This window comes from Croceitalea sp. MTPC6 (assembly GCF_036985525.1).
Classification (GTDB): domain Bacteria; phylum Bacteroidota; class Bacteroidia; order Flavobacteriales; family Flavobacteriaceae; genus Croceitalea.
In genome coordinates this window covers 243,570-263,935 of the sequence record NZ_BTGR01000003.1, presented here as the reverse complement: position 1 = coordinate 263,935, position 20,366 = coordinate 243,570, and the positions used below count along the sequence as shown (strand labels likewise).

18 protein-coding genes are annotated in these 20,366 nt (G+C 36.8%); 5 read left to right on the top strand and 13 right to left on the bottom strand.

Features of this window, described 5'->3' with window-relative positions:
- Positions 1–1,359, bottom strand: a complete 1,359-nt coding sequence (dgt, locus tag AACP56_RS07845) for a dGTP triphosphohydrolase (RefSeq protein ID WP_339335699.1) — start codon at positions 1,357–1,359, stop codon at positions 1–3.
- Between the two features lie 132 nt (positions 1,360–1,491).
- Between dgt and AACP56_RS07840 the strand changes: the two genes are divergently transcribed.
- On the top strand, positions 1,492–3,765 hold the full coding sequence (locus AACP56_RS07840; protein WP_339335701.1) for an inorganic phosphate transporter: 2,274 nt from the start codon (positions 1,492–1,494) through the stop codon (positions 3,763–3,765).
- Between the two features lie 6 nt (positions 3,766–3,771).
- Entirely contained in the window at positions 3,772–4,482 is a 711-nt protein-coding gene (locus AACP56_RS07835) for a DUF6503 family protein (RefSeq protein WP_339335703.1), read from the top strand.
- 13 nt (positions 4,483–4,495) lie between these two features.
- On the opposite strand, the gene AACP56_RS07830 is transcribed toward AACP56_RS07835, so the two are convergent.
- The 7 genes from AACP56_RS07830 to AACP56_RS07800 form a co-directional block, all read right to left on the bottom strand.
- Positions 4,496–6,979: a zinc-dependent metalloprotease gene (locus AACP56_RS07830; protein WP_339335705.1), complete on the bottom strand. Its 2,484-nt coding sequence runs from the start codon at positions 6,977–6,979 to the stop codon at positions 4,496–4,498.
- A gap of 90 nt (positions 6,980–7,069) precedes the next feature.
- Positions 7,070–7,654, bottom strand: a complete 585-nt coding sequence (gene nadD, locus AACP56_RS07825) for a nicotinate (nicotinamide) nucleotide adenylyltransferase (protein ID WP_339335707.1) — start codon at positions 7,652–7,654, stop codon at positions 7,070–7,072.
- Positions 7,654–8,259: a guanylate kinase gene (gene gmk, locus AACP56_RS07820; protein WP_339335709.1), complete on the bottom strand. Its 606-nt coding sequence runs from the start codon at positions 8,257–8,259 to the stop codon at positions 7,654–7,656. Before gmk ends, nadD begins: the two co-directional genes overlap by 1 nt.
- A complete protein-coding gene (locus AACP56_RS07815) occupies positions 8,256–9,113 on the bottom strand; it encodes a YicC/YloC family endoribonuclease (RefSeq protein ID WP_339335711.1) in 858 nt (285 codons plus the stop codon). Before AACP56_RS07815 ends, gmk begins: the two co-directional genes overlap by 4 nt.
- Positions 9,114–9,229: 116 nt before the next feature.
- Positions 9,230–10,048: a 3-keto-disaccharide hydrolase gene (locus AACP56_RS07810; protein WP_339335713.1), complete on the bottom strand. Its 819-nt coding sequence runs from the start codon at positions 10,046–10,048 to the stop codon at positions 9,230–9,232.
- 1 nt (position 10,049) lies between these two features.
- The gene (locus AACP56_RS07805; RefSeq protein WP_339335715.1) at positions 10,050–10,811 is read right to left on the bottom strand and encodes a 3-keto-disaccharide hydrolase; all 762 of its coding nucleotides are present in this window, start codon (positions 10,809–10,811) and stop codon (positions 10,050–10,052) included.
- Positions 10,812–10,901: 90 nt separating this feature from the next.
- A complete protein-coding gene (locus tag AACP56_RS07800; protein WP_339335717.1) occupies positions 10,902–11,954 on the bottom strand; it encodes a sugar phosphate isomerase/epimerase family protein in 1,053 nt (350 codons plus the stop codon).
- Positions 11,955–12,097: 143 nt separating this feature from the next.
- Here AACP56_RS07800 and AACP56_RS07795 point away from each other — a divergent pair, with 143 nt between their 5' ends.
- From AACP56_RS07795 to AACP56_RS07785, 3 genes are read left to right on the top strand one after another with little or no spacing between them, the layout of a single operon-like run.
- Positions 12,098–13,801, top strand: coding sequence for a GMC family oxidoreductase (locus AACP56_RS07795; RefSeq protein ID WP_339335719.1), 1,704 nt, complete (start codon positions 12,098–12,100; stop codon positions 13,799–13,801).
- 17 nt (positions 13,802–13,818) lie between these two features.
- Entirely contained in the window at positions 13,819–14,283 is a 465-nt protein-coding gene (locus AACP56_RS07790) for an ASCH domain-containing protein (RefSeq protein WP_339335721.1), read from the top strand.
- Between the two features lie 18 nt (positions 14,284–14,301).
- Positions 14,302–15,114 carry a GIY-YIG nuclease family protein gene (locus AACP56_RS07785; RefSeq protein ID WP_339335723.1) on the top strand — a complete coding sequence of 271 codons (813 nt, stop codon included), beginning with the start codon at positions 14,302–14,304 and terminating at the stop codon, positions 15,112–15,114.
- 99 nt (positions 15,115–15,213) lie between these two features.
- On the opposite strand, the gene AACP56_RS07780 is transcribed toward AACP56_RS07785, so the two are convergent.
- Genes AACP56_RS07780 through AACP56_RS07760 form a run of 5 tightly spaced genes read right to left on the bottom strand, consistent with a single transcriptional unit; the run spans position 15,214 to position 20,284 of the window.
- Positions 15,214–16,350 (bottom strand): Gfo/Idh/MocA family protein, encoded by a 1,137-nt coding sequence (locus AACP56_RS07780; protein WP_339335725.1) that lies wholly within the window; start codon positions 16,348–16,350, stop codon positions 15,214–15,216.
- A 14-nt stretch (positions 16,351–16,364) separates the two neighbouring features.
- The gene (locus tag AACP56_RS07775) at positions 16,365–17,534 is read right to left on the bottom strand and encodes an MFS transporter (RefSeq protein ID WP_339335727.1); all 1,170 of its coding nucleotides are present in this window, start codon (positions 17,532–17,534) and stop codon (positions 16,365–16,367) included.
- A 26-nt stretch (positions 17,535–17,560) separates the two neighbouring features.
- Positions 17,561–18,817: an MFS transporter gene (locus AACP56_RS07770; protein WP_339335729.1), complete on the bottom strand. Its 1,257-nt coding sequence runs from the start codon at positions 18,815–18,817 to the stop codon at positions 17,561–17,563.
- A 2-nt stretch (positions 18,818–18,819) separates the two neighbouring features.
- Positions 18,820–19,263 (bottom strand): DinB family protein, encoded by a 444-nt coding sequence (locus AACP56_RS07765; RefSeq protein WP_339335731.1) that lies wholly within the window; start codon positions 19,261–19,263, stop codon positions 18,820–18,822.
- A 16-nt stretch (positions 19,264–19,279) separates the two neighbouring features.
- Positions 19,280–20,284 (bottom strand): sugar phosphate isomerase/epimerase family protein, encoded by a 1,005-nt coding sequence (locus AACP56_RS07760; protein WP_339335733.1) that lies wholly within the window; start codon positions 20,282–20,284, stop codon positions 19,280–19,282.
- Positions 20,285–20,366: the final 82 nt, after the last annotated feature.

Sequence of the window (20,366 nt, the reverse complement as noted above, 5' to 3'; positions counted from 1 at the left end):
CTACAATTGCTTGCCCATTAGCTTATTATGAATATAAACGGCAGCACTATCTGATAAGCTGGCTACAAAACAACTGGTATTAAGCAAAATTTCATATACTGAAACAGCTGTATTCTGATATTTCTCCGGTAAAGAACGGATTAATAATTTATCATAGTTGGTTTCCTTATTTTCTTTTCTGTTGATTAACGCTTCAGTATACACTTCTAGAATATCTGAGATAATTTTATACCCAGCGAGCTCTTTTTCCAAAACCTCAGGAGATTGATATATTTTCTGGATGCTTAGATTGATAATGTCAGCTATTTGGGCTTTATAAGCGCTTTTGTCCAATAAAGCGGTTTCAAACTGTCCTCTCAATATCTCAGTTTGGTTTTCTTCAAAAATGCGAGCTGCATCTTTTATTAAAGTACTAATAGCAAGTGCTCTTAAATAACTCAACCTATCACTCATAGAGGTCATAGCTTGATACTTTTTTGTGTTGATATTATCCTTTACCAACTTAATCAAATACTCCAAAGCATATTCTTCAGAAATAAAACCAAGGTTTATTCCATCCTCAAAATCAATTATAGTATAACAAATATCATCAGCTGCCTCTACTAAATAGGTTAGTGGATGGCGATAATATCCTATTTCTGGGTTGTTATCATTTCGTTTTAAACCCAATTCATTTACTACCTTCAAAAAAAACTCTTTATCGGATTGAAAAAAACCAAACTTCTTGTCAATAATATTCTTGGATGGCTTTTTAGGTAAAGATTCTTTTGGATATTTCATAAAAGCACCCAAGGTGGCATAACTCAACCTTAACCCTCCCTCTACTCCGTTTCTGGATTCATTTAACAATTTAAATCCATTGGCATTACCTTCAAAATCTATTAAATCTTGATATTCTTTTGCGGAAAGTTGTACTTTGTGCCTTTGTCCTTGCCCAGATTTAAAATAAGTCCCTATTGCCTTTTCACCACTATGCCCAAAAGGTGGGTTACCAATGTCATGAGCCAGGGAAGCAGCTGCTACAATGGCACCAAAGTCATTAAATCGATAACCGTGCTCTTCTTCTAAGTTAGGATATTTTTCCAGCAACATTTTACCAGCTATACGCCCCAGGCTTCTCCCAACGACTGAAACTTCTAAACTATGGGTCAATCGGGTGTGGACAAATTCTTTTCTCGAACCTACTGTAATTGGCATGGGAACCACCTGTGTCTTATCCTGCAAACTCCTAAATGCAGAGGAGAAAATTATTCGGTCATAGTCCACTTCAAAACCTAAACGCGTTTCATCTTGTTGCCTTCGCAGCCTTTTGTTAGTGTCTCCAAATCGTTTTAAAGAAAGTAAATGCTCCCAATCCATTCAGGTTGTAATTTTTGAACAAGATAAGCCCCTTTGCCATTTTACAAGTCATTTTTGGAGGGTATTTGGTAACATTTTATTAACCTACATGACGAATTATAATGGCATTTTTGCTTACTTTCAAAAAATAGTATGGGCGAGAATATCTACATTTTCATGGTTATTGCACTTGGACTTTTGGCAATAACGGATTTAGTGGTTGGTGTTAGTAACGATGCGGTTAATTTTTTAAATTCTGCAATAGGTTCAAAAGCAGTCACTTTTAGAACTGTTATGATTGTTGCTAGTTTAGGCATCGCCTTTGGTGCTATGTCATCTAGCGGTATGATGGAGGTAGCACGTAAAGGCATATTTAATCCAGGGGAATTCGTATTTGAAGAAATCATGTTCATCTTCATGGCAGTAATGATTACTGATATTTTACTGCTTGACTTCTTCAACACCTTAGGAATGCCTACCTCAACAACAGTATCCATAGTTTTTGAATTGTTGGGTGCCGCTGTAGCAATCTCCCTTGTCAAAATAATTGGAATTGATGGTAGTTTCTCGGATTTGGGCAACTACATTAATACAGAGAAAGCAACGGCGATCATCTTTGGTATTTTGCTTTCGGTTTTTATAGCATTTACTATTGGGGCATTGGTTCAGTTTATTTCGAGGATTCTGATTTCTTTTCAATTTAATAGCAAACCTAAATGGGTGGAGTCTATTTTTGGAGGTTTGGCAATTACTGCAATTATATATTTTATTATAGTAAAAGGTTTAAAAAGTGCTGCATTATTTGATGAATCCATAATTCAGTTTATTAGTGAATCTCCCGAATTGTTCATAGCGGGGAATCTAGTTTTTTGGACATTGCTTTCATGGGTGTTTTCTACTTTCTTAAAATGGAACATTTATACCGTAGTCATAATCTTGGGAACATTTGCTTTGGCAATGGCATTTGCTGGTAATGACTTGGTCAACTTTATAGGAGTGCCAATCGCAGCTTTACAGTCGTTCCAAGATTGGCAAGGCTCAGGTGTTGCAGCATCAGAATTCAATATGCAAGGTCTTTCAGCTGCCGTTAGGACTCCAACTCTATTGCTGCTTCTCTCAGGTGGTATCATGGTGGTTACCTTGTGGTTCTCTTCCAAGGCAAAGAGTGTTGTTAAAACCAGCGTTGATCTAGCAAGACAGGATGAAGGTGATGAAAGATTCCAGCCCAATTTTATCTCCAGACAGGTAGTAAAATTTAGTGTTGCAGCGTTTGAAAATATTTCATCAATAATACCCCCTTCATTAAGAGAAAAAATAGATAAACGGTTCGAAGTTCCCTACACTTATGTCCCAAAAAGTAAAGTTCAAGACATGCCAGCATTCGATTTGGTTCGTGCAGCTGTGAACCTTATGGTGGCAAGTGTATTGATATCCATTGCCACTTCAATGAAATTGCCACTGTCAACTACCTATGTGACTTTTATGGTTGCTATGGGTACATCTTTAGCTGACCGTGCATGGGGTGCAGAAAGTGCAGTTTACCGTGTTGCTGGAGTACTAAATGTAATTGGAGGTTGGTTCTTTACGGCTTTTAGTGCATTTACTGCAGCAGCAATTATCGCGTACATTTTGCACTTGGGAGGTTTTATTTCACTTGTTATTCTTTTGATGTTAGCTGCCGCGTTATTGTTGCGTAATTACATGGCCCACAACAAGAAAACTAAGGTTATTAAGGCAGAAGATAGTTTGAGAAGGGCAGAAAGTAGCTCTATTCAAGGAGTTATTGAAGAAAGTGCGGACAACATTGGAAACGTAATAAAAAGAAGTAACAAAATATACACAGGTTCCATTAATGGACTGGCCAAACACAATGTTGATGATTTAAAAAAGAATAAAAAAGGTGTATCCAAGCTTTCAAAAGAAGTGGACGGTCTTCAGGACAACATCTATTACTTTATTAAAAATCTGGACGAGGCCAGTGTGGGCGGTGCCAGTAATTTTTATATCGTCATGTTAGGGCATCTACAAGATTTAGCACAGTCACTGGAATATATATCCAAAATAAGTTATACCCATGTGAACAACAACCACCGTAAATTAAAGTATAACCAAATTAAAGAACTTAAGGATTTGGACAATCACTTGGAAGAATTGTTAAAGGATAGCTCTGAAATTTTTGGGGCACGTAACTTCCAAAATATTGGTGCTCTCCTAAATAAGAAACAGACATATTTTGATTTAGTATCCCAAAAAATAGAAAAGCAAGTTGCTAGAACACGGACAGAAGAATCGAGTCCAAAAAATACTTCTCTGTACTTTTCCATATTGACGGAAAGTAAAGATATGATTGAAGCTACCATGAAGCTTTTAGAATTATATTACACGGAACATGATAGCTCCGTTGAACCTGCACGAATAGAAAAGTAAAGGCTTATGAAAAAGTGTGTTAGTTGTATTTTAATGTTGCTAACAAGCATTTTTGGTATTTCACAGGAACTTACTGGTAATGAACTTTTACAAAAATCAATTGCGTTTCACGACCCCAATGGAGCTTGGGAAACTTTTAAAGGTGGATTTCAAATTACCATGGAAACCACAAATTCAAGTGACAGAATAAGCAAAATACATATTGACTTACCAAGGGAAGAATTTGTTTTGGATGTTAAAAAGGGGAATGATTCTTATGCCTATCTGATTGAAAAAGACAGCTGTAAAATTTCATTGAACGGCGATTCAGATATCCCTGTTGTTGAAAAGAAAAGGTTGCGATTAAGTTGTGAAAGGGGCAATATGATGAAGAACTATTATACTTACCTCTATGGCTTGCCAATGAAGTTAAAAGACCCTGGCACAATCATAACCCAAAAAATTGAGAAAAGAACATTCAAAGAAAAACAGTATCTAGTCCTGAAGGTGAATTATACTAAAGAAGTAGGTGGGGACACATGGTATTTTTATTTTGACCCTGTCACTTATGCCATGGAAGTATACCAATTTTTCCATGATGAGAATAAAAATGATGGTGAATACATTCTACTTCAAGGCCTAGAAAACATTAACGAAATAAAGATGCCAAAAACCAGAGCTTGGTATTACAATAAAGACGATAAATATTTGGGAACAGATATCCTATCCCCAAATTGATTAAAACATATTTTTAATCCCCGTCAAAAACTTCATCAATCCTAGCAATAATATCTTCGTAGTGATATCTGGTCTCCCTATTAATTCTACCGTTTTTTGCAGAAGACAATCTAGTTTTTAATGTTTTTAATTCTCCCCTGACCAAAGCCTTTACATCCGAAGTGTTGGTGTCATAATAAATTTGGCCTTCAAAACCTGGTCTTCTAAATCTGCTTGGTTCCAATTCTTCTTGCATTAAGTGTATCATTCTGTCCACGTAGGAACGCTGTAAATTTCTGCGGTATAAATCAACACTAACGCCTCTTGAGCTCTCCTTCCATAATCCGTTCCTTAAATCCATCAACATGTTTAAAGCACTGTAATAGTCATCGCCTAAACTTTCACCATCAATAAGTCTCCCTAAACGTTCAAAGCTTAGTAATGAGTTCAATTGTCTTACCTGAAGTCTTCTTACCTTTTCAAAATGACCTGCATGATCAATGTTTTGTAAAATACTTTTATTTAAAATCCATTCTGGAGTCTCAAAAATATTGGCATGCAACCATTGTATTGCTTGTTTTTGGGCATTTGCATCAAAATTGGAATATATCGTTCCTTCTTGCTCAGGTGTTTTTAAATTCTCAAAAACTCCCCCAACGGTATTTGTTACGTGACCTGCATACCTACTATACACCCCAAGGAGTTCTCCATAAAGCTCTTCTAAATCTTGGTAATTGTTGGTTTTGTCCGAAGTCCATCTGGGCAAATTTGCAGCTACATATTTTAAATTTTTCAACCCATAAGTACTTGCTTTTATAGGATTATCGCCTATGCATTCCGTTTGCGATTGTGGATCAAAACGACTGGACTGTCTCCCAAACTTATATCTAGGGTTATCAGCTTTTTCCATTATCCAAGAATTAAGCGTAGGTGTTTCAGCATCTGCACTTTCTTCAGGTAACCAGCGATAGCCCCAATTAACGGCATAATGGTCATAAGGACCCATTTGTCTTACAAAACGAATATTTTCATCACCTGGCTGAGCGATATAATTATAGCGTGCATAATCCATTATGCTTGCTGCAATTCCATTCTTTTGAGTGAAGTCCCCGTTCCTAAGGGAATCTACTGGATAGGCATAACTAGCTGCCATATTGTGTGGAAAACCCAAAGCATGCCCAACTTCATGAGCAATAACCATTCGCATCATTTCTCCAATTTCCTCCTCCGGGGTATCCAATGTTCTTGCAGAAGGATTTGCGGCAGCTGTTTCCAAAAGATAGCGATTACGGTAACTTCTTAAATGGTTATGGTACCATATAATATCACTTTCTATAATTTCTCCACTTCTAGGGTCTGATACGCTGGGCCCAACCGCATTTCGTGTGGTACTAGCCACATAGCGTACCACAGAATATCTAATATCCTCTGGACTGAACTCTGGATCTTCCTCTTTTGTTGGAACGTCTTTGGCAATAATGGCGTTTTTAAACCCAGCAGTTTCAAAAGGCTTTTGCCAATCTTCAATACCTTGTTTTATGTAGGATTGTAAATTTTCCGGTGTGCCGGGGTCTAAATAATACACTATGGGTTTAACAGGTTCCACCAATTCGCCACGGGCATAAGCTTCTGGGTCTTTAGGCTCCAATCGCCACCTTCTAATATATTTTTTTTGATCAGCCTTTAGTGCTTCACTTCCATAATCATATTGTGAAACCGTAAAAAATCCCACTCTTGGATCATAAATTCTGGGCTGCATAGGTTCTTCTGGCAAGAGAATCATTGACTGATTCATTTGAATGCTGATGGATTCCGTGCTTCTAAAACTTGGTGGTTCTGAGGCAGAATACGTGAAATCTTGTTTGACCTCAATATTCTCAGGAAAGCTTTTGATACTGTTGATAAAGCTACGGGAGCCATCTAATTTTTTGACCTTATATTCTTTTCTTGCTCTTGAGGACAAACCACTTATTGCAGCAATATCCGAAGTAAAAAACTTAGTTACATCTATAACCACTGCAGAAGAATCTGGACTGAATGCTTTTATATCAAAAGCATACAGAGTAGGTTCATAATTATTTACCCTTACAGAATTACTAATTGCTTTGGTACTATCCGCAATATTTACAAAAGACTTTGACTTTAATAAAATTTTATCTCGGAACCGCACCCAATGTACTACCTGTTCGTTAGTTTTAGAGCCTGCATTTACATAGCCACCACCAAGACCATTCTGTATCTGTGCAATTCTACTTACCCAAAGCATCTCTTTATTCAGTTGGGACATTGGAATTTCGTAGAAATAATCCTCTGCAATTTGATGTACTTTAAATACGCCATCATCAGATACCGCCTTTTTTGTTATGACTTCCGTGTAGGGTTTTATACCGTTTTTGGATTTTGGTTTTGCAGGTGTTTCTACCTTAGATTTGGATTTCTTTTTTGATTTTTTTTGAGCTTGAAAGGTAGTAGGAAAGATAAATATTGTCAGGAGGCAAAAACATAGTATTCTATTCATCTATTTCGAATTTTCCCTAAGATAATCATATAAATAGTTGAACAAAAACGGATTAGCTATTTACTGTTAGAAAAGTCAAATTTTTAACGCTTAACGGTAAAAATTCATCTCATCCATATATTTCCAAACTGGGTCTGGCAGCATTGCTTTAATATTTTTACCCAAAGCATGCTGTTTTCTGACGAACGTTGAAGAAACCTCAATAATTGGGGCGTCCACATTATGGATTTTAGGGTGGTCTTTAAATTTATTTTCTATGCTTCCCGAAGAAATTCTGGGATAAACATGTAAATCATAATTCTCCAAAATCACCTCATAGTTTTTCCACTTATGGAAGCTCTTTAAATTATCCTCACCCATTATAAGAGAAAATGAATAATCTAAACCATGCTTTTCTTGAAGATGCACTAAGGTATTTATAGTGTAATTAGGTTGTGGTAAATCAAACTCTATCTTACTTGGCTTTAATTTAGGATAGTCAGCAGTAGCCTCAAAAACCATTTGGTAACGATGATTATTGTCCAGCAAAGATTTCTTTGTTTTAAATGGACTTTGTGGTGTAATTACCAACCAAACCTCATCAAGTTCAGAAAACTCAACCATATGATTGGCAATAATCAAGTGTCCAACATGGATTGGGTTAAAAGTGCCAAAATATAGCCCCACCTTTTTCATTATTCTTCTTCTTGTTGGCAATCTTTTTTATTGGCTCCAACAAATTCGGCAACTAATTTATGAGCCTCGTTTAATGCAGTATCTAAATCGTAGTTTTTTATTACTTTATCAAACTGTGGTGCGGTTGCCAATTCTACAGATGCTTTTGCCACACGCATATTTATTTTATCGTCGCTCTCCGTACTCCTCTTTTTTAGCCTGATTTTAAGTTCATCCACACTAGGCGGCTTCACAAAAACTGCTAAGGTTTCTTTTGGAAATTTCTTTTTTATTCGCAAGCCTCCAACAACATCAATATCAAAAATTACATTTTTCCCCTCAGCCCAAAGTCTTTCTACCTCGGTCTTCAATGTTCCATAAAAACTATCTCTATAAACCTCTTCCCACTCTAAAAAGTCATCATTCTTAATATGCTTTTTAAACTCAGAAACACTAATAAAATAATAATTTATTCCATGCTTTTCTCTTCCACGTCTAGGGCGCGAAGTAGCAGAAACAGAAAATGCCAAATTCAGCTCAGGTTGTTCTAGTAAGTGACGAACAATAGTTGTTTTACCACTCCCAGATGGCGCAGAAAAAATAATAAGCTTGCCTCCCTTACTCATAAAACATTAAGCATTTGTTCCTTAATTTTTTCCAGCTCATCTTTCATTTGCACCACCAATTGTTGCATTGGGGCATAATTGGCTTTTGAGCCAATGGTATTGATCTCCCTTCCAATCTCTTGAGAAATAAATCCAAGTTTCTTACCATTTGAATCCTTTGAATCTATAGTGCTTTCAAAATAATCCAAATGATTGGCTAGACGAACTTTTTCCTCTGTTATATCATACTTCTCTAAATAGTAAATCAGTTCTTGTTCAAAACGATTAGCATCTAGTTCTACCTTTAAATCTGCCACTGCCTTTTCCAAACGCTCCCGAATTGTTTCCAAACGTTCCGCATCCATTTCTTTGACCTTATCCAAAATGTTGGAAAGGTTATTTAATCTGTTTTTAAAATCTTTCTCCAATACATCGCCTTCCGCTGTTCTAAAACCATTTATTGCGTTTAAAGCTTCAGTCAAGGCATTTTTAATAGCTTTATATTCCTTTGGATCAATATCATCCTTATCCGTTTTCAGCGTATCCGGCATTTTTAGTGCGAGCTCTAAAAATTTGATTTCATCACCTTTAGCGATGGTCCGTAATTGCTCCATATATTTTTTTACCATCCCCACATTTACTTCAGCTGTGGTTTCTTCTCCAGTAAGTTCTATGTGTAGGTTAAAATCAACTTTTCCGCGCATTAAAGAATCAGAAATCAACTTCCTAAGCTCTAATTCTTTTTCCCGATAAGCTTGTGGAATCCTTGCATTGATATCAAGGTTTTTGCTATTAAGTGATTTAAGTTCTACGGTGATTTTTTTGGATGGAAGCTGTACCACATGCTTCCCATAACCAGTCATGGATTGAATCATAGGAGAAGACTAAATTTTGGCAAAGGTAGCGAAACGAATTTTTGAGTTTATGGTTTAACGGTTTATATGTTGATAGGTAAGAGTGTGAATCCCTTTTAAACATTTAAACACAAAACTTATAAACTCATTTGCAACTCTCTAACCCAAATGTTACGATAGCTTACACGACTATTGTCTTGATGATCTTGTAAAACAATAGGTGCCTTGCCATGTGCTTCATATTTGGGCCAACCTATATACTTGATTATACCTTCAATTTCAAAATGATCTTGAATCAAAACGCCGTTATGTAGCACGGTAACATATGCAGGCTTAGTAAGCTTTTCGTCTTTAAATTCTGGTGCGTGAAAAATAATATCATACGTGTTCCATTCCCCAGTAGGAGCTGATGCCATGGCCAAGGGAATCGATTGTTTATAAACCGAGCCTACTTGTCCATTGGTGTAAGTTGGATTATCGTTATTGTCCAATATCTGAATCTCATAGCGTTGTTGAATAAACACGCCACTATTGGCTCTTGCTTGCCCTTCATTAATTACCTCTCCTGGGGATTTCCATTCTAAGTGAAGCTGTATACTCCCAAAGTTTCTTTTGGTCTGTATGTTCCCGGATTTATCTTTCACCGTCATACTGGCATCATCGTTTATGGTCCATTTTGCAGCTGTACTATCGGTTGCACTTATCCATTCGTCCAAGTTTGTCCCATTAAAAAGTACAATAGCGTCACTTGGTACGCCCTTTTCATCTAAAGTAACTCTTGGAGGGACGGGTTCATAGACTTCCGTTGCCTCAGGTGTAATAGGCTCTTCTCCTTGATATTTTTCTAAAATATTAGGGTCTTTTGCAACTATATTTTCAACTTCTTTTTTATCAGAACCTTCTTGGCATCCAATCAAAAAAAGTGCAGCTACTAACCCAATAAAACAATGTCTCATATTATAATTCTTTAATCTTTATGTTTCTATAGGATACGATATCATTATGGTCTTGTAGACCAATTTTACCTGTTTTATATTTTCCAAAACCTTCCCAGTCGGCAAACTTGGAATTGGCAACCATCTCTTCCCAAAGTGGGCCATTTACTGGAAATTTGGCAATCTCTTTTCCATTTAAAACCACGTTACCATTATTGGTTTTATGGTTAACCGTTAAAACACAAGTATTCCATTTACCAGCAACATTTACAGATTTTACGCTTGGGGGTACCATATCATAAAGTGCCCCTGCTTGTCTTGTTGGTCCATTTTTGGAATCTGGATGTCTTTCATCATCCAATACTTGTATTTCAGGTCCAGTTTCATAAGGTTGTCCATATTTTTCATCTTCCAAAATTCCCCAAAAAATCCCGCTATTGCCCCCTTCAGAAATTTTCCACTCTACAGAAAGCACAAAGTTTGTATAGGCTTTATCTGTTACAATATTAAAAGTTTTTCCGTTTCTCTCCCCTTCCTTTGGAGGATAAAAAACCATCGCGCCATCTTCTATTTTCCAAGGTTCAACAACCTCTCCAGCTCTGTAGTAATGCCAATCATCAAAAGAGCTTCCGTCAAAAAGAATGGTCCAATCTTGGTTCCCTTTCATTTTCGAGTCTTTTTCTATAAGTACCTTATCGTCATTTTCACCAACCGTAGATTTTGTTTTTTCCTTGCATGAGGCAAGCATTAAAAAGACTAATGCCAATGCTATCAAATTTTTCATATTGTTTTTATTTTAAACCCACAAAATAAGATTGAAAATCTAAGTGACGATTTTTTTTCTACGAACAACATCTGTGAAGACCATTAGGTATTAAAGCCCTAATATTTTCTCTAACACTTCCCTATCTATTTCACCTCCAGCAAAGTCATCAAATGTTTTTTGCGTTGCTTCTATAATATGATTCTGAATAAATTTTGCGCCTTCCCGTGCCCCTTGTTCTGGGCTTTTAATTACGCACTCCCACTCCATTACTGCCCAAACATCACACCCGTATTGTGTTAACTTGGAAAAAATAGTCTTAAAATCAATTTGTCCATCTCCTAGAGAACGATATCTTCCTGCGCGATCTTGCCAATCATTGTATCCCCCAAAAGCACCTTTTTTTCCAGTCGGATTAAACTCAGAATCCTTTACATGAAAAGATTTAATAAACTCATGGTAATGGTCAATGTAGGTGATATAATCCAACTGTTGCAACACAAAATGGCTTGGATCATAAAGAATATTTACCCTTTTATGATTTCCTGTTGCTTCTAAAAAACGTTCAAAAGTATCGCCGTCATGTAAATCTTCACCAGGGTGTATCTCGTAACATACATCTACCCCCTCTTCATCAAAATGATTTAATATGGGCATCCAACGTTTGGCTAGCTCTTCAAAGCCCATCTCAACCAAACCTGCTGGTCGCTGAGGCCATGGGTGCATGGTATGCCACAACAATGCTCCAGAAAAAGTGGCATGCGCCTTTATACCTAATCTCCTACTTGCAGTAGCAGCTTTTTTAACTGTCTCTACTGCCCATTTTGTACGTTCTTTTGGATTACCTTTTAGATAATCTGGTGCAAAATTATCAAACATTAAATCATATGCTGGGTTCACAGCGACCAATTGCCCTTGAAGATGGGTTGAAAGCTCTGTAATTTCCAATCCGTAAGAGTTAATTTTGCCCTTTAACTCATCACAGTAATCTTGGCTTTCAGCTGCCTTATCCAAATCTATTAAGAAAGATTCCCAAGTAGGAATTTGTATTCCCTTATATCCTAAATCTGACGCCCACTTACACATGCCGTCCAAAGAATTAAATGGTGCTTTGCTATCTACGAATTGGGCTAAAAAAACCGCAGGACCTTTAATCGTTTTCATGAGAAATATTTTTTCAAGTTTTGGGTTATGCTAAAAAAATTACCAATTATCCCCTATATTTAAAAGATAATGTTTGCCTTTCTTATTTTATTCTTAGGAAAGCTATAAATATAATGATTAGCTAATAATTAAATCACACTATTTTGAATCAAAATACTGTTTATGATGCCATTGTAGTTGGCACGGGAATAACTGGCGGATGGGCAGCTAAAGAACTATGTGAAAATGGTTTGAAAACACTTGTTTTAGAACGTGGTCCGATGGTGAAACACATCGAAGACTACAAGACTATGAATATTGACCCTTGGGATTCTCCGTACAGGGGACAGCTATCTAGGGAAGAGAAAAAAAAATACCCCAAACAATCCCGAGTTGGTTGGGCTCCCAATGAAGAAGTAAAACATTTTTTTGTGAACGATCTTGAGCACCCCTATCAAGAAACAAAACGGTTTGATTGGATTCGGGGTTATCATGTAGGTGGTCGTTCCCTAACGTGGGGAAGACAGAGTTACCGATGGAGTGATATTGATTTTGAAGCAAACTTAAAAGAAGACATAGCTGTTGATTGGCCAATTCGTTATAAGGATATCGCCCCTTGGTATGATAAAGTGGAATCCTATATTGGAGTAAGTGGTGAAAATTTGGGCTTAAAACAATTGCCCGATGGAAAGTTTTTACCTCCAATGGATTTAAACTGTGTCGAAAAGGATCTTCAAGCAGCTATGGAAGCCAACTTTGAAGATGATAGATTATTGACCATTGGGCGTGTGGCACATATCACTGATACCTCCAAGGAATTTGAGGGCAGAAATCCATGTCAGTACAGGAATAGATGTTGGAGAGGATGCCCCTTTGGCGGATATTTTAGTAGTAATTCTTCCACACTGCCTGCTGCGGAGCGAACGGGTAATATGACCCTTAGGCCCAATTCTATTGTTCATGAAGTTATTTATGACGAAAGTCTGAAGAAAGCTACCGGTGTTAAGGTTGTAGACACAGAAACTGGAGAAAAGCTGGAATTTATGGGTAAAATTGTCTTTTTATGTGCATCTGCAATGGCTTCGGTAGGGATTTTATTGCAATCAAAATCAAAAAGTTTCCCCAATGGTCTGGGTAATAATTATGATGAAGTTGGTCGTAATATTATGGATCATCATTACCAATTGGGGGCTTCAGCTAAAGTCGATGGACATTTAGACAAGTATTACAAAGGTCGAAGACCTAATGGTTTTTATATCCCGCGTTTTGTTAATCTAGATGAGAAAACCAAACGAAGAGAATTCCTAAGAGGTTTTGGTTATCAAGGTGGTGCCAGTCGTGATAATTGGGGCGAGATGGTAGCTGAAATGGGATATGGTAATGCTTACAAAGAAGCTATGTTGCAGCCTGGAGGTTGGCAAATTGGCATGACCGGTTTTGGCGAAATGCTTCCACACCATGACAACCGTGTTACCTTAAATAAAAACAAAAAAGATAAATGGGGCTTGCCGCAATTGAACTTTGACGTGGAGTTTAAAGAGAATGAGCTTAAAATGCGAGAAGCTATTAAAGAAGAAGCTGTATCCATGTTAAAATCTGCAGGATTCAAAGATGTTAACCCTTATGACACAGAGACTGGACCAGGATTGGGAATACATGAGATGGGTGGGGCCCGTATGGGATGGAATCCTAGAACTTCAGTACTCAATAAAAATAATCAAGTGCATGACGTCCCTAATGTATATGTTACTGATGGAGCTTTCATGACCTCGGCCAGCTGTGTTAACCCTTCACTAACATATATGGCATTTACTGCTAGAGCAGCCAATCATGCTGCGGAACAATTTAAATTGGGTAAATTCGCTTAACTAATCTTATTTCATAAATGGATAACGCTTCGGCACGAAACCTTTGGGGAGACTTTTTAGATAAACATACCGAGTTTGCATTTGAAAAAGCACCTTTATCAGGATATTTTGGAGACAATGAAAAGGATGCCAACCATTTGGCAAGTTTGGTTTCTAAAGACATAAAAAGAGCTACCTCGCATTCCTTATTAGGCCTTCAGTTACGAGAAGAGCAAATGCCCAAAATTGGAGATTTCTTTGTGGTTACGGATTGGAATGGAAATGCAAAATGTCTTATCCGAACCACCTCTGTAAAGCTGATTCCTTACTTTTCTATCCATTCTGAACATGCGCGTTTAGAAGGGGAAGGTGATAAAAGCTTGGAGTACTGGAAAAAAGTGCATTGGGACTACTATACCCGTGAACTTGAACCTTTTGGTCGCGTTCCAAGGGAAAGTATGATTATCGTTTTTGAACGGTTTGAGCTTTTATATAAAAGGTAATCATCTAAATATTGGTTTTTGAAAAATTCAAAATCGGAATACTATGTTTATGTCTACATTGATCCAAGAAATTTTGAGGAATTCTATTACGGCAAAGGAAAGAGCAATAGAAAGTTAGCTCATCTGTCAGATACCACGGATTCAGAGAAAACAAGACGAATAAAAGAAATCGAAAAAGTTGGTCTACAACCTATAATTAAGGTTGTCGCCAAAGATTTGACAAATGAGCAAGCATTCCTTATTGAGAAAACTTTGATTTGGAAACTAGGTAAAAATCTGACAAATCAATCTTCTGGTCATTTTGCTGATAAATTTAGACCTCATAACACATTACATTGTGATTTAGCATATTTCGATTTTAAAAATGGGTTATACTACGTTAACGTGGGAGAGGGAAATCATAGGTGTTGGGAAGATTGCAAACAGTATGGTTTTTTAACCGCTGGCGGACACAAAAAATACAGTGACCCAATCCGCACCTTAGAAAGAGGAGATATTGTAGTTTCTTATTTAAAAGGTCATGGATTCGTTGGCGTAGGAAAAATAAAAGCAAAAGCGGTTAGAATCAATAATTTTAAATTTAAAGGAAGGTTTTTAAATAGTTATCCTTTGAAAAAACCAGCTATTTATGAAAACAGTCACAACGAAAATTCCGAATATCCTGTAAAGGTAGAATGGATTAAGGCGGTAGACCGTGAAAATGCAAAATGGAAGCCCAAAAGTGGGCTATTTTCTTCACAACTTATAAAAGCATCACTTAGTGGACAGCCTAAAACTATTGCCTTTTTGGAAAAAGAATTTGATATTGATTTTAGAAAGTTAATGTTATAAGTTATTAATTATCTCCTTTATTATACTTAAAAAGACCTTCAAGCTTTGAACTCTTGAAGGTCTCTAAATAAATATATTTGAGGCAGGGTGTTGAATAGGCTAATTCAAATCTATCCAAACATTTCCTTCTTTATTTGATGCTACTGTGCTTTCAATAAAATTCATACCACGCACACCATCTGTCATTGTTGGGAATTCACCGTCATTATATTTTTCACCACGAATCGCTTTTGCAGCTCCTAAATAAATATTGGCCATAGAGTCAAAAATACCCTCAGGATGCCCTGGTGGTAATTTTGTCCCCGATAAGGACAGCTCAGAATTGTAAGCATGTCCAGGTTTGTACACTTGCAAAGGTTCTGTATCACTTAATTTATATAAAAAATTAGGTCGTTCTTGCTCCCATCTAAATGCTCCTTTTTCCCCATAAATGGCAATTGCCAAACCATTTTCTTCCCCAGTAGCTACCTGACTTGAGCGTATCACACCTTTTACATGCTTATCCATACGGATCAATACGGTACCATCTACATCCATTTGATTGTCTTCATAAAGATAATTGAAGTCACATAACAAAGATTTCACCCGTAAACCGGTGGTATATTCTACCATATTAAATGCATGTACTCCAATATCTCCCATACAAGAGCTTATCCCAGCTTTTGTTGGGTCTAAACGCCACACGGAAGAACGTTTCTCTTTATCATGGATAATCGTATTAATCCATCCTTGATAGTATCTAGCGTCCACTTTATGAATTTTTCCAAGAGCACCTGATTTAATCATTTCACGCATTTGCCTTACCATAGGATAACCAGTGTAAGTATGTGTTAATGCGAATACCTTTCCTGATTTTTGATGCGCCTCTTCTAAAATCTTGGCTTCTTCATAATTCATGGTCATAGGCTTTTCACAGATGACATGAAATCCATTATCTAACAACTTTTTTGCCATTGGAAAATGTAGAAAATTAGGCGTTTGAACGGAACATACTTGAATTCGTTCTTCCTCCCGTAGTTTTAGTTCTTCCTCAATGAGGGTATCAAAATCTTTATAGATTCTATCTGTTGGAATATCAATTTCTTCAGCAAATTCTATGCTTTCTGAGTGTTCAGGACTAAAAACTGCTCCAACTATTTCATAGTTATCATTAATTTGAGATGCAACTCGATGTAAGATTCCAATTAATGAATCTCCACCCCCTCCTAAAATTCCTAATCTTATTTTCTTTGGCATTTTTAATTATAAATTTATGCGGTTTCCGTTTTTCTTTTTTTCATGTAAAGGTACAATCCTATAAATGCAACTATTAAAATCGCAGGTAGTATAGACATTGTCCGTAAAGCTTCAATAGGACTTGCATTATCCATTAAATTACCCATTATTGGTAAAACAACCGACACCGATAACATTCCTGCCCCTCCCATGATTGAAAGCCCTAAAGCTCCTGTCTGCGGAAGGTATTCTGCGACAAAGCCTAACATAGTTGGCCAGAAAAAAGTAACTCCAACAGCAAAAACCGCTGCAGCAGCAAAGGTCATAGCTCCACTTGTAATAGTCAATAACCAAAGTCCTATAAATGTAAATATTGCTGAAAACAAAAGCATTCCTGCCGGTTGTAGTTTATGTATTACCTTACCTGCAAAAGCTCTTCCCAAAGCCATAATACCATTAATAAAAGCAAGTACCAATAAAGGTACTGCAACAGATTCTTTTAATAAAGATTCAATACGCTGCGTGGTACCTAGTTCAGATGCAGCAGTTAAAAACATACATAGCACCATAAAAATAAACAGTGGCTTTCCTAAACTGGCAATCATTTTATTGTTACTAATTCCCATTTGAACACGTTCTGTAACGGGGAAATTTTGTCCTAAGAACATAAATCCGTAAATAATCAATGGGATGAACAATACTCCTACCATGACTTGCCATCCAAGTCCCATAACATCCATCACCAACCAACCAATTAAAGAGCCAACTACTATTCCACCAGGGAACCAGACATGAAAACGATTTAACATCTTAGTTTTATTCTCCGTATACATGGATGCTATCATTGGATTAAGTGCAGCTTCAACCATACCGTTACCAATACCTACAAAGAGGGTTGCCGTAAACAATGAAGTTTGATCTTTTGCCAAAATTGTCCACACAATTCCTATGGCATGTGTAATAAATGCAATCCATGTGATTTTTTTAATTCCAAGAGAATCAACCAATGGTCCTCCAACAATCATTGCAATTGTAAAACCCCAAAAAGCAGGGGTAAATGCCCATCCTATTTGCTCTAGAGTAAGACCTACTCCCTCTGGTCCAAAAACAGTTTCTAATCTTGCTCTGATTGCAAAGGTCATCGATGTTACCAATAAGGCAACACAGGATGCAACAAAAAGTCTATTCTTGTTTATGTTTTCCATGTTTAATTTATTTGATTATCAGTTGGTTATTGTTTGTACTCAATTTTTTCATTCTTAAAGGCCACGGCAAAAAGGATTGATACCCCCAATGCAAAAAATGCTGGGAATTGCCAAATACTGGACCACTCATGTTTATTTTCCCCTATGAGATTTAAATCTGTAATTTGGCCTGCGACCCAAAAACCAATAAGCATTCCTATTCCATAGGTAGCCAGTGTAATTAAGCCCTGTGCGGCACTTTTATATTTTTCACCTGCTTTTGTATCGGTATATATTTGTCCGGACACGAAAAAGAAGTCATAACAAATTCCATGCAAAGCGATACCAACAAGCAACATAAAGGTAAGCTCACCAGCATTTCCATAAGCAAATAGCATATATCTTACCAACCATGCAACCATTCCTACCAATATGGTCTTTTTAAAGCCAAACTTTTTAAAGAAAAACGGCAAGAGCAGTAAAAACAGAGCTTCTGATATTTGTCCAATTGTCATCATTCCAGCTGGACCTACTTGCGAACCAAATACTCCAATAGAAGCTCCTATTTCCCCAAGGAATTGTCCTGCATGTTGATAATAAAAAGCTAAGGGTATACAAATTAGAATAGAAGCTATAAAAAAGATCAGATAGTTTCGGTCTTTGAGTAATTTAAGAGCATCTAAACCAAGGATAGTTGACAATGATACTTCTTCTCCATTGGAAACTCTAGGTGGTGTTTTAGGTAGTGTAAAACTAAATACCCCCAGTATGCTAGAAGCAATTGCTGTCATCAAAAAGGTGTTTTTTAAAGCTCCACTTGCAATATTCTCAGGTGAGTCCCATTTGAAGAGTACGCTAATGAAAATTAAGCCTGCAACTATCCAACCAATTGTGCCAAATACCCGAATAAAAGAAAACTCTTTTGACGGATCCTTCATTTGATTAAAGGACACAGAATTAACTAATGCTAAGGTTGGCATATATGCAATCATATATCCAAATACATATGGAATAAAAACTGCTATGCTTTCCGCATTGGCCATTTGATACATTAATAGTGCCCCAATTAAATGTAATACGCCTAAAATCCGTTCTGCATTAAAGTAGCGATCTGCTATAAGACCGATAATAAAAGGTGCTATTATGGCTCCCCAGGATTGACTGGAGTAGGCAAAAGCAATTTCGCTTCCATCTGCGTCCAAGGTGTTAGGAAGATAAATACCCAATGTCACAAACCATCCCCCCCAGATAAAAAACTCCAAAAACATCATAAAAGAAAGTTGAGCCCTAGTAAAACCTTTCATAATTATCTTTTGTAATGAATGTAATCGAGCCCTTCTGGGTCAATCTTATTGGCTCTAAAATCCGCTAAGATTTGACCACGATGATGTGTAGAATGATTTATTATATGAAACAAAATATCTTTTAAGTCATTGGCAAAAACACGCCCTTCTGTAGTTTCATAATCCACTCTTTTTTCAAAATCTTCTGTATTGGTTATAATTTCAAAAGTAGTCCGTTGGTTTTCATAGTGGATATCTTCCCAATCTTTTACTTTGTGTTCTTGCCAAACTTCGTACTTTGATTCTTTGCCCAATAGACGCATGTTCCAAATATGGTGCGCATTAAGTAAATGACTAAAAAGGGTGCTGCTTTTTTTTGGAACTTTATCTAATTCCAAGAATTTTTCTATCAGCTTTTTGTTGCAATAGAAATTATAGTCAAACAGTTGGTTAAAGAACGATTTCATAAATTAATTCCTATATCTAAGAGATTTGGGAAGCCGTATTAAGCAATAATTTTTTAGTAGCAATAATTCCTTCTTCTTCACTAAGTGTATTTCCCTCATATTCAACACCAACAAAGCCCGTATAACCAGCTTTTTTTACAATTTGCATCATTTTTACATAATCGATTTTGGTTTCATTTCCATTTTCATCAAAATCATACGCTTTTGCACTTACTGCTTTTGCATAGGGCATTAATTCGATCACCCCTTTATATATATCATACTCTTCCAGACACTTGGATTCGTAATAAGAACCATCTTCGCGCTTAACACAAAAGTTGCCAAAATCTGGCAAGGTTCCGCAGTTATCCATATTAACTTTTTTCATAACTGATGCCAACCAAGCCGCATTAGATGATGGTCCTCCATGATTTTCAACAATCACATTTATATTCTTATCCTTTGCGTAAGTAGCCAATTGCGTTAATCCATCAACCGAGGCTTCAACCCATGCTTCCGGCTCCATGGTACCCTGCAAGTTTACTCTTATAGAATGGCATCCCATAGCAGCTGCAGCATCAACCCATTTGTAATGATTTTTAACAGCATCCGATCTTTCCCCGACATCCGTTGATGCCAAAGGTCCTTCCCCATCAATCATTATTAAAAGACTGGTTAGACCATGCTTTTTTGCTTCAGCGTTATTCTTGTCAATGAAATTTTGCATCGCCTCAGCTGAATAATTGTCAGCTTCCAATTCCTTCCTATATAACTGGCTAACATACTCTAACCCTGTAAAACCCCAAGATTTTGCTTTTTCAGCAAAAGTATATGGGTCCACTCCACCCTCTCTTATCATCTTATTTATGGACCACTGCGCTAATGATAATTCAAAAAATGGTTCCGTATTGGTAGTTGTTGAAATTTCTTCAGACTCATCTTTTGCTTTATCTTTATTTGCTTGCTTGCAGGCAGATATTCCCAAAAAGGAAAATGCAATTCCTGCTTTTGCTCCATTCTGAATAAAACTTCTTCGCTTCATATTGGTTATTTAGACATTCTGATTATTAAGAAATAGCCATTTACTATAACGTTATAGTGTAGATTTCTCAATAAACATAGGG

Bases quoted from the DNA above. Each gene is read 5' to 3' on its own strand.
- dgt (WP_339335699.1), bottom strand. From the start codon at position 1,359: ATGGATTGGGAGCATTTACTTTCTTTAAAACGATTTGGAGACACTAAC.
- AACP56_RS07840 (WP_339335701.1), top strand. From the start codon at position 1,492: ATGGGCGAGAATATCTACATTTTCATGGTTATTGCACTTGGACTTTTG.
- AACP56_RS07835 (WP_339335703.1), top strand. From the start codon at position 3,772: ATGAAAAAGTGTGTTAGTTGTATTTTAATGTTGCTAACAAGCATTTTT.
- AACP56_RS07830 (WP_339335705.1), bottom strand. From the start codon at position 6,979: ATGAATAGAATACTATGTTTTTGCCTCCTGACAATATTTATCTTTCCT.
- nadD (WP_339335707.1), bottom strand. From the start codon at position 7,654: ATGAAAAAGGTGGGGCTATATTTTGGCACTTTTAACCCAATCCATGTT.
- gmk (WP_339335709.1), bottom strand. From the start codon at position 8,259: ATGAGTAAGGGAGGCAAGCTTATTATTTTTTCTGCGCCATCTGGGAGT.
- AACP56_RS07815 (WP_339335711.1), bottom strand. From the start codon at position 9,113: ATGATTCAATCCATGACTGGTTATGGGAAGCATGTGGTACAGCTTCCA.
- AACP56_RS07810 (WP_339335713.1), bottom strand. From the start codon at position 10,048: ATGAGACATTGTTTTATTGGGTTAGTAGCTGCACTTTTTTTGATTGGA.
- AACP56_RS07805 (WP_339335715.1), bottom strand. From the start codon at position 10,811: ATGAAAAATTTGATAGCATTGGCATTAGTCTTTTTAATGCTTGCCTCA.
- AACP56_RS07800 (WP_339335717.1), bottom strand. From the start codon at position 11,954: ATGAAAACGATTAAAGGTCCTGCGGTTTTTTTAGCCCAATTCGTAGAT.
- AACP56_RS07790 (WP_339335721.1), top strand. From the start codon at position 13,819: ATGGATAACGCTTCGGCACGAAACCTTTGGGGAGACTTTTTAGATAAA.
- AACP56_RS07780 (WP_339335725.1), bottom strand. From the start codon at position 16,350: ATGCCAAAGAAAATAAGATTAGGAATTTTAGGAGGGGGTGGAGATTCA.
- AACP56_RS07775 (WP_339335727.1), bottom strand. From the start codon at position 17,534: ATGGAAAACATAAACAAGAATAGACTTTTTGTTGCATCCTGTGTTGCC.
- AACP56_RS07770 (WP_339335729.1), bottom strand. From the start codon at position 18,817: ATGAAAGGTTTTACTAGGGCTCAACTTTCTTTTATGATGTTTTTGGAG.
- AACP56_RS07765 (WP_339335731.1), bottom strand. From the start codon at position 19,263: ATGAAATCGTTCTTTAACCAACTGTTTGACTATAATTTCTATTGCAAC.
- AACP56_RS07760 (WP_339335733.1), bottom strand. From the start codon at position 20,284: ATGAAGCGAAGAAGTTTTATTCAGAATGGAGCAAAAGCAGGAATTGCA.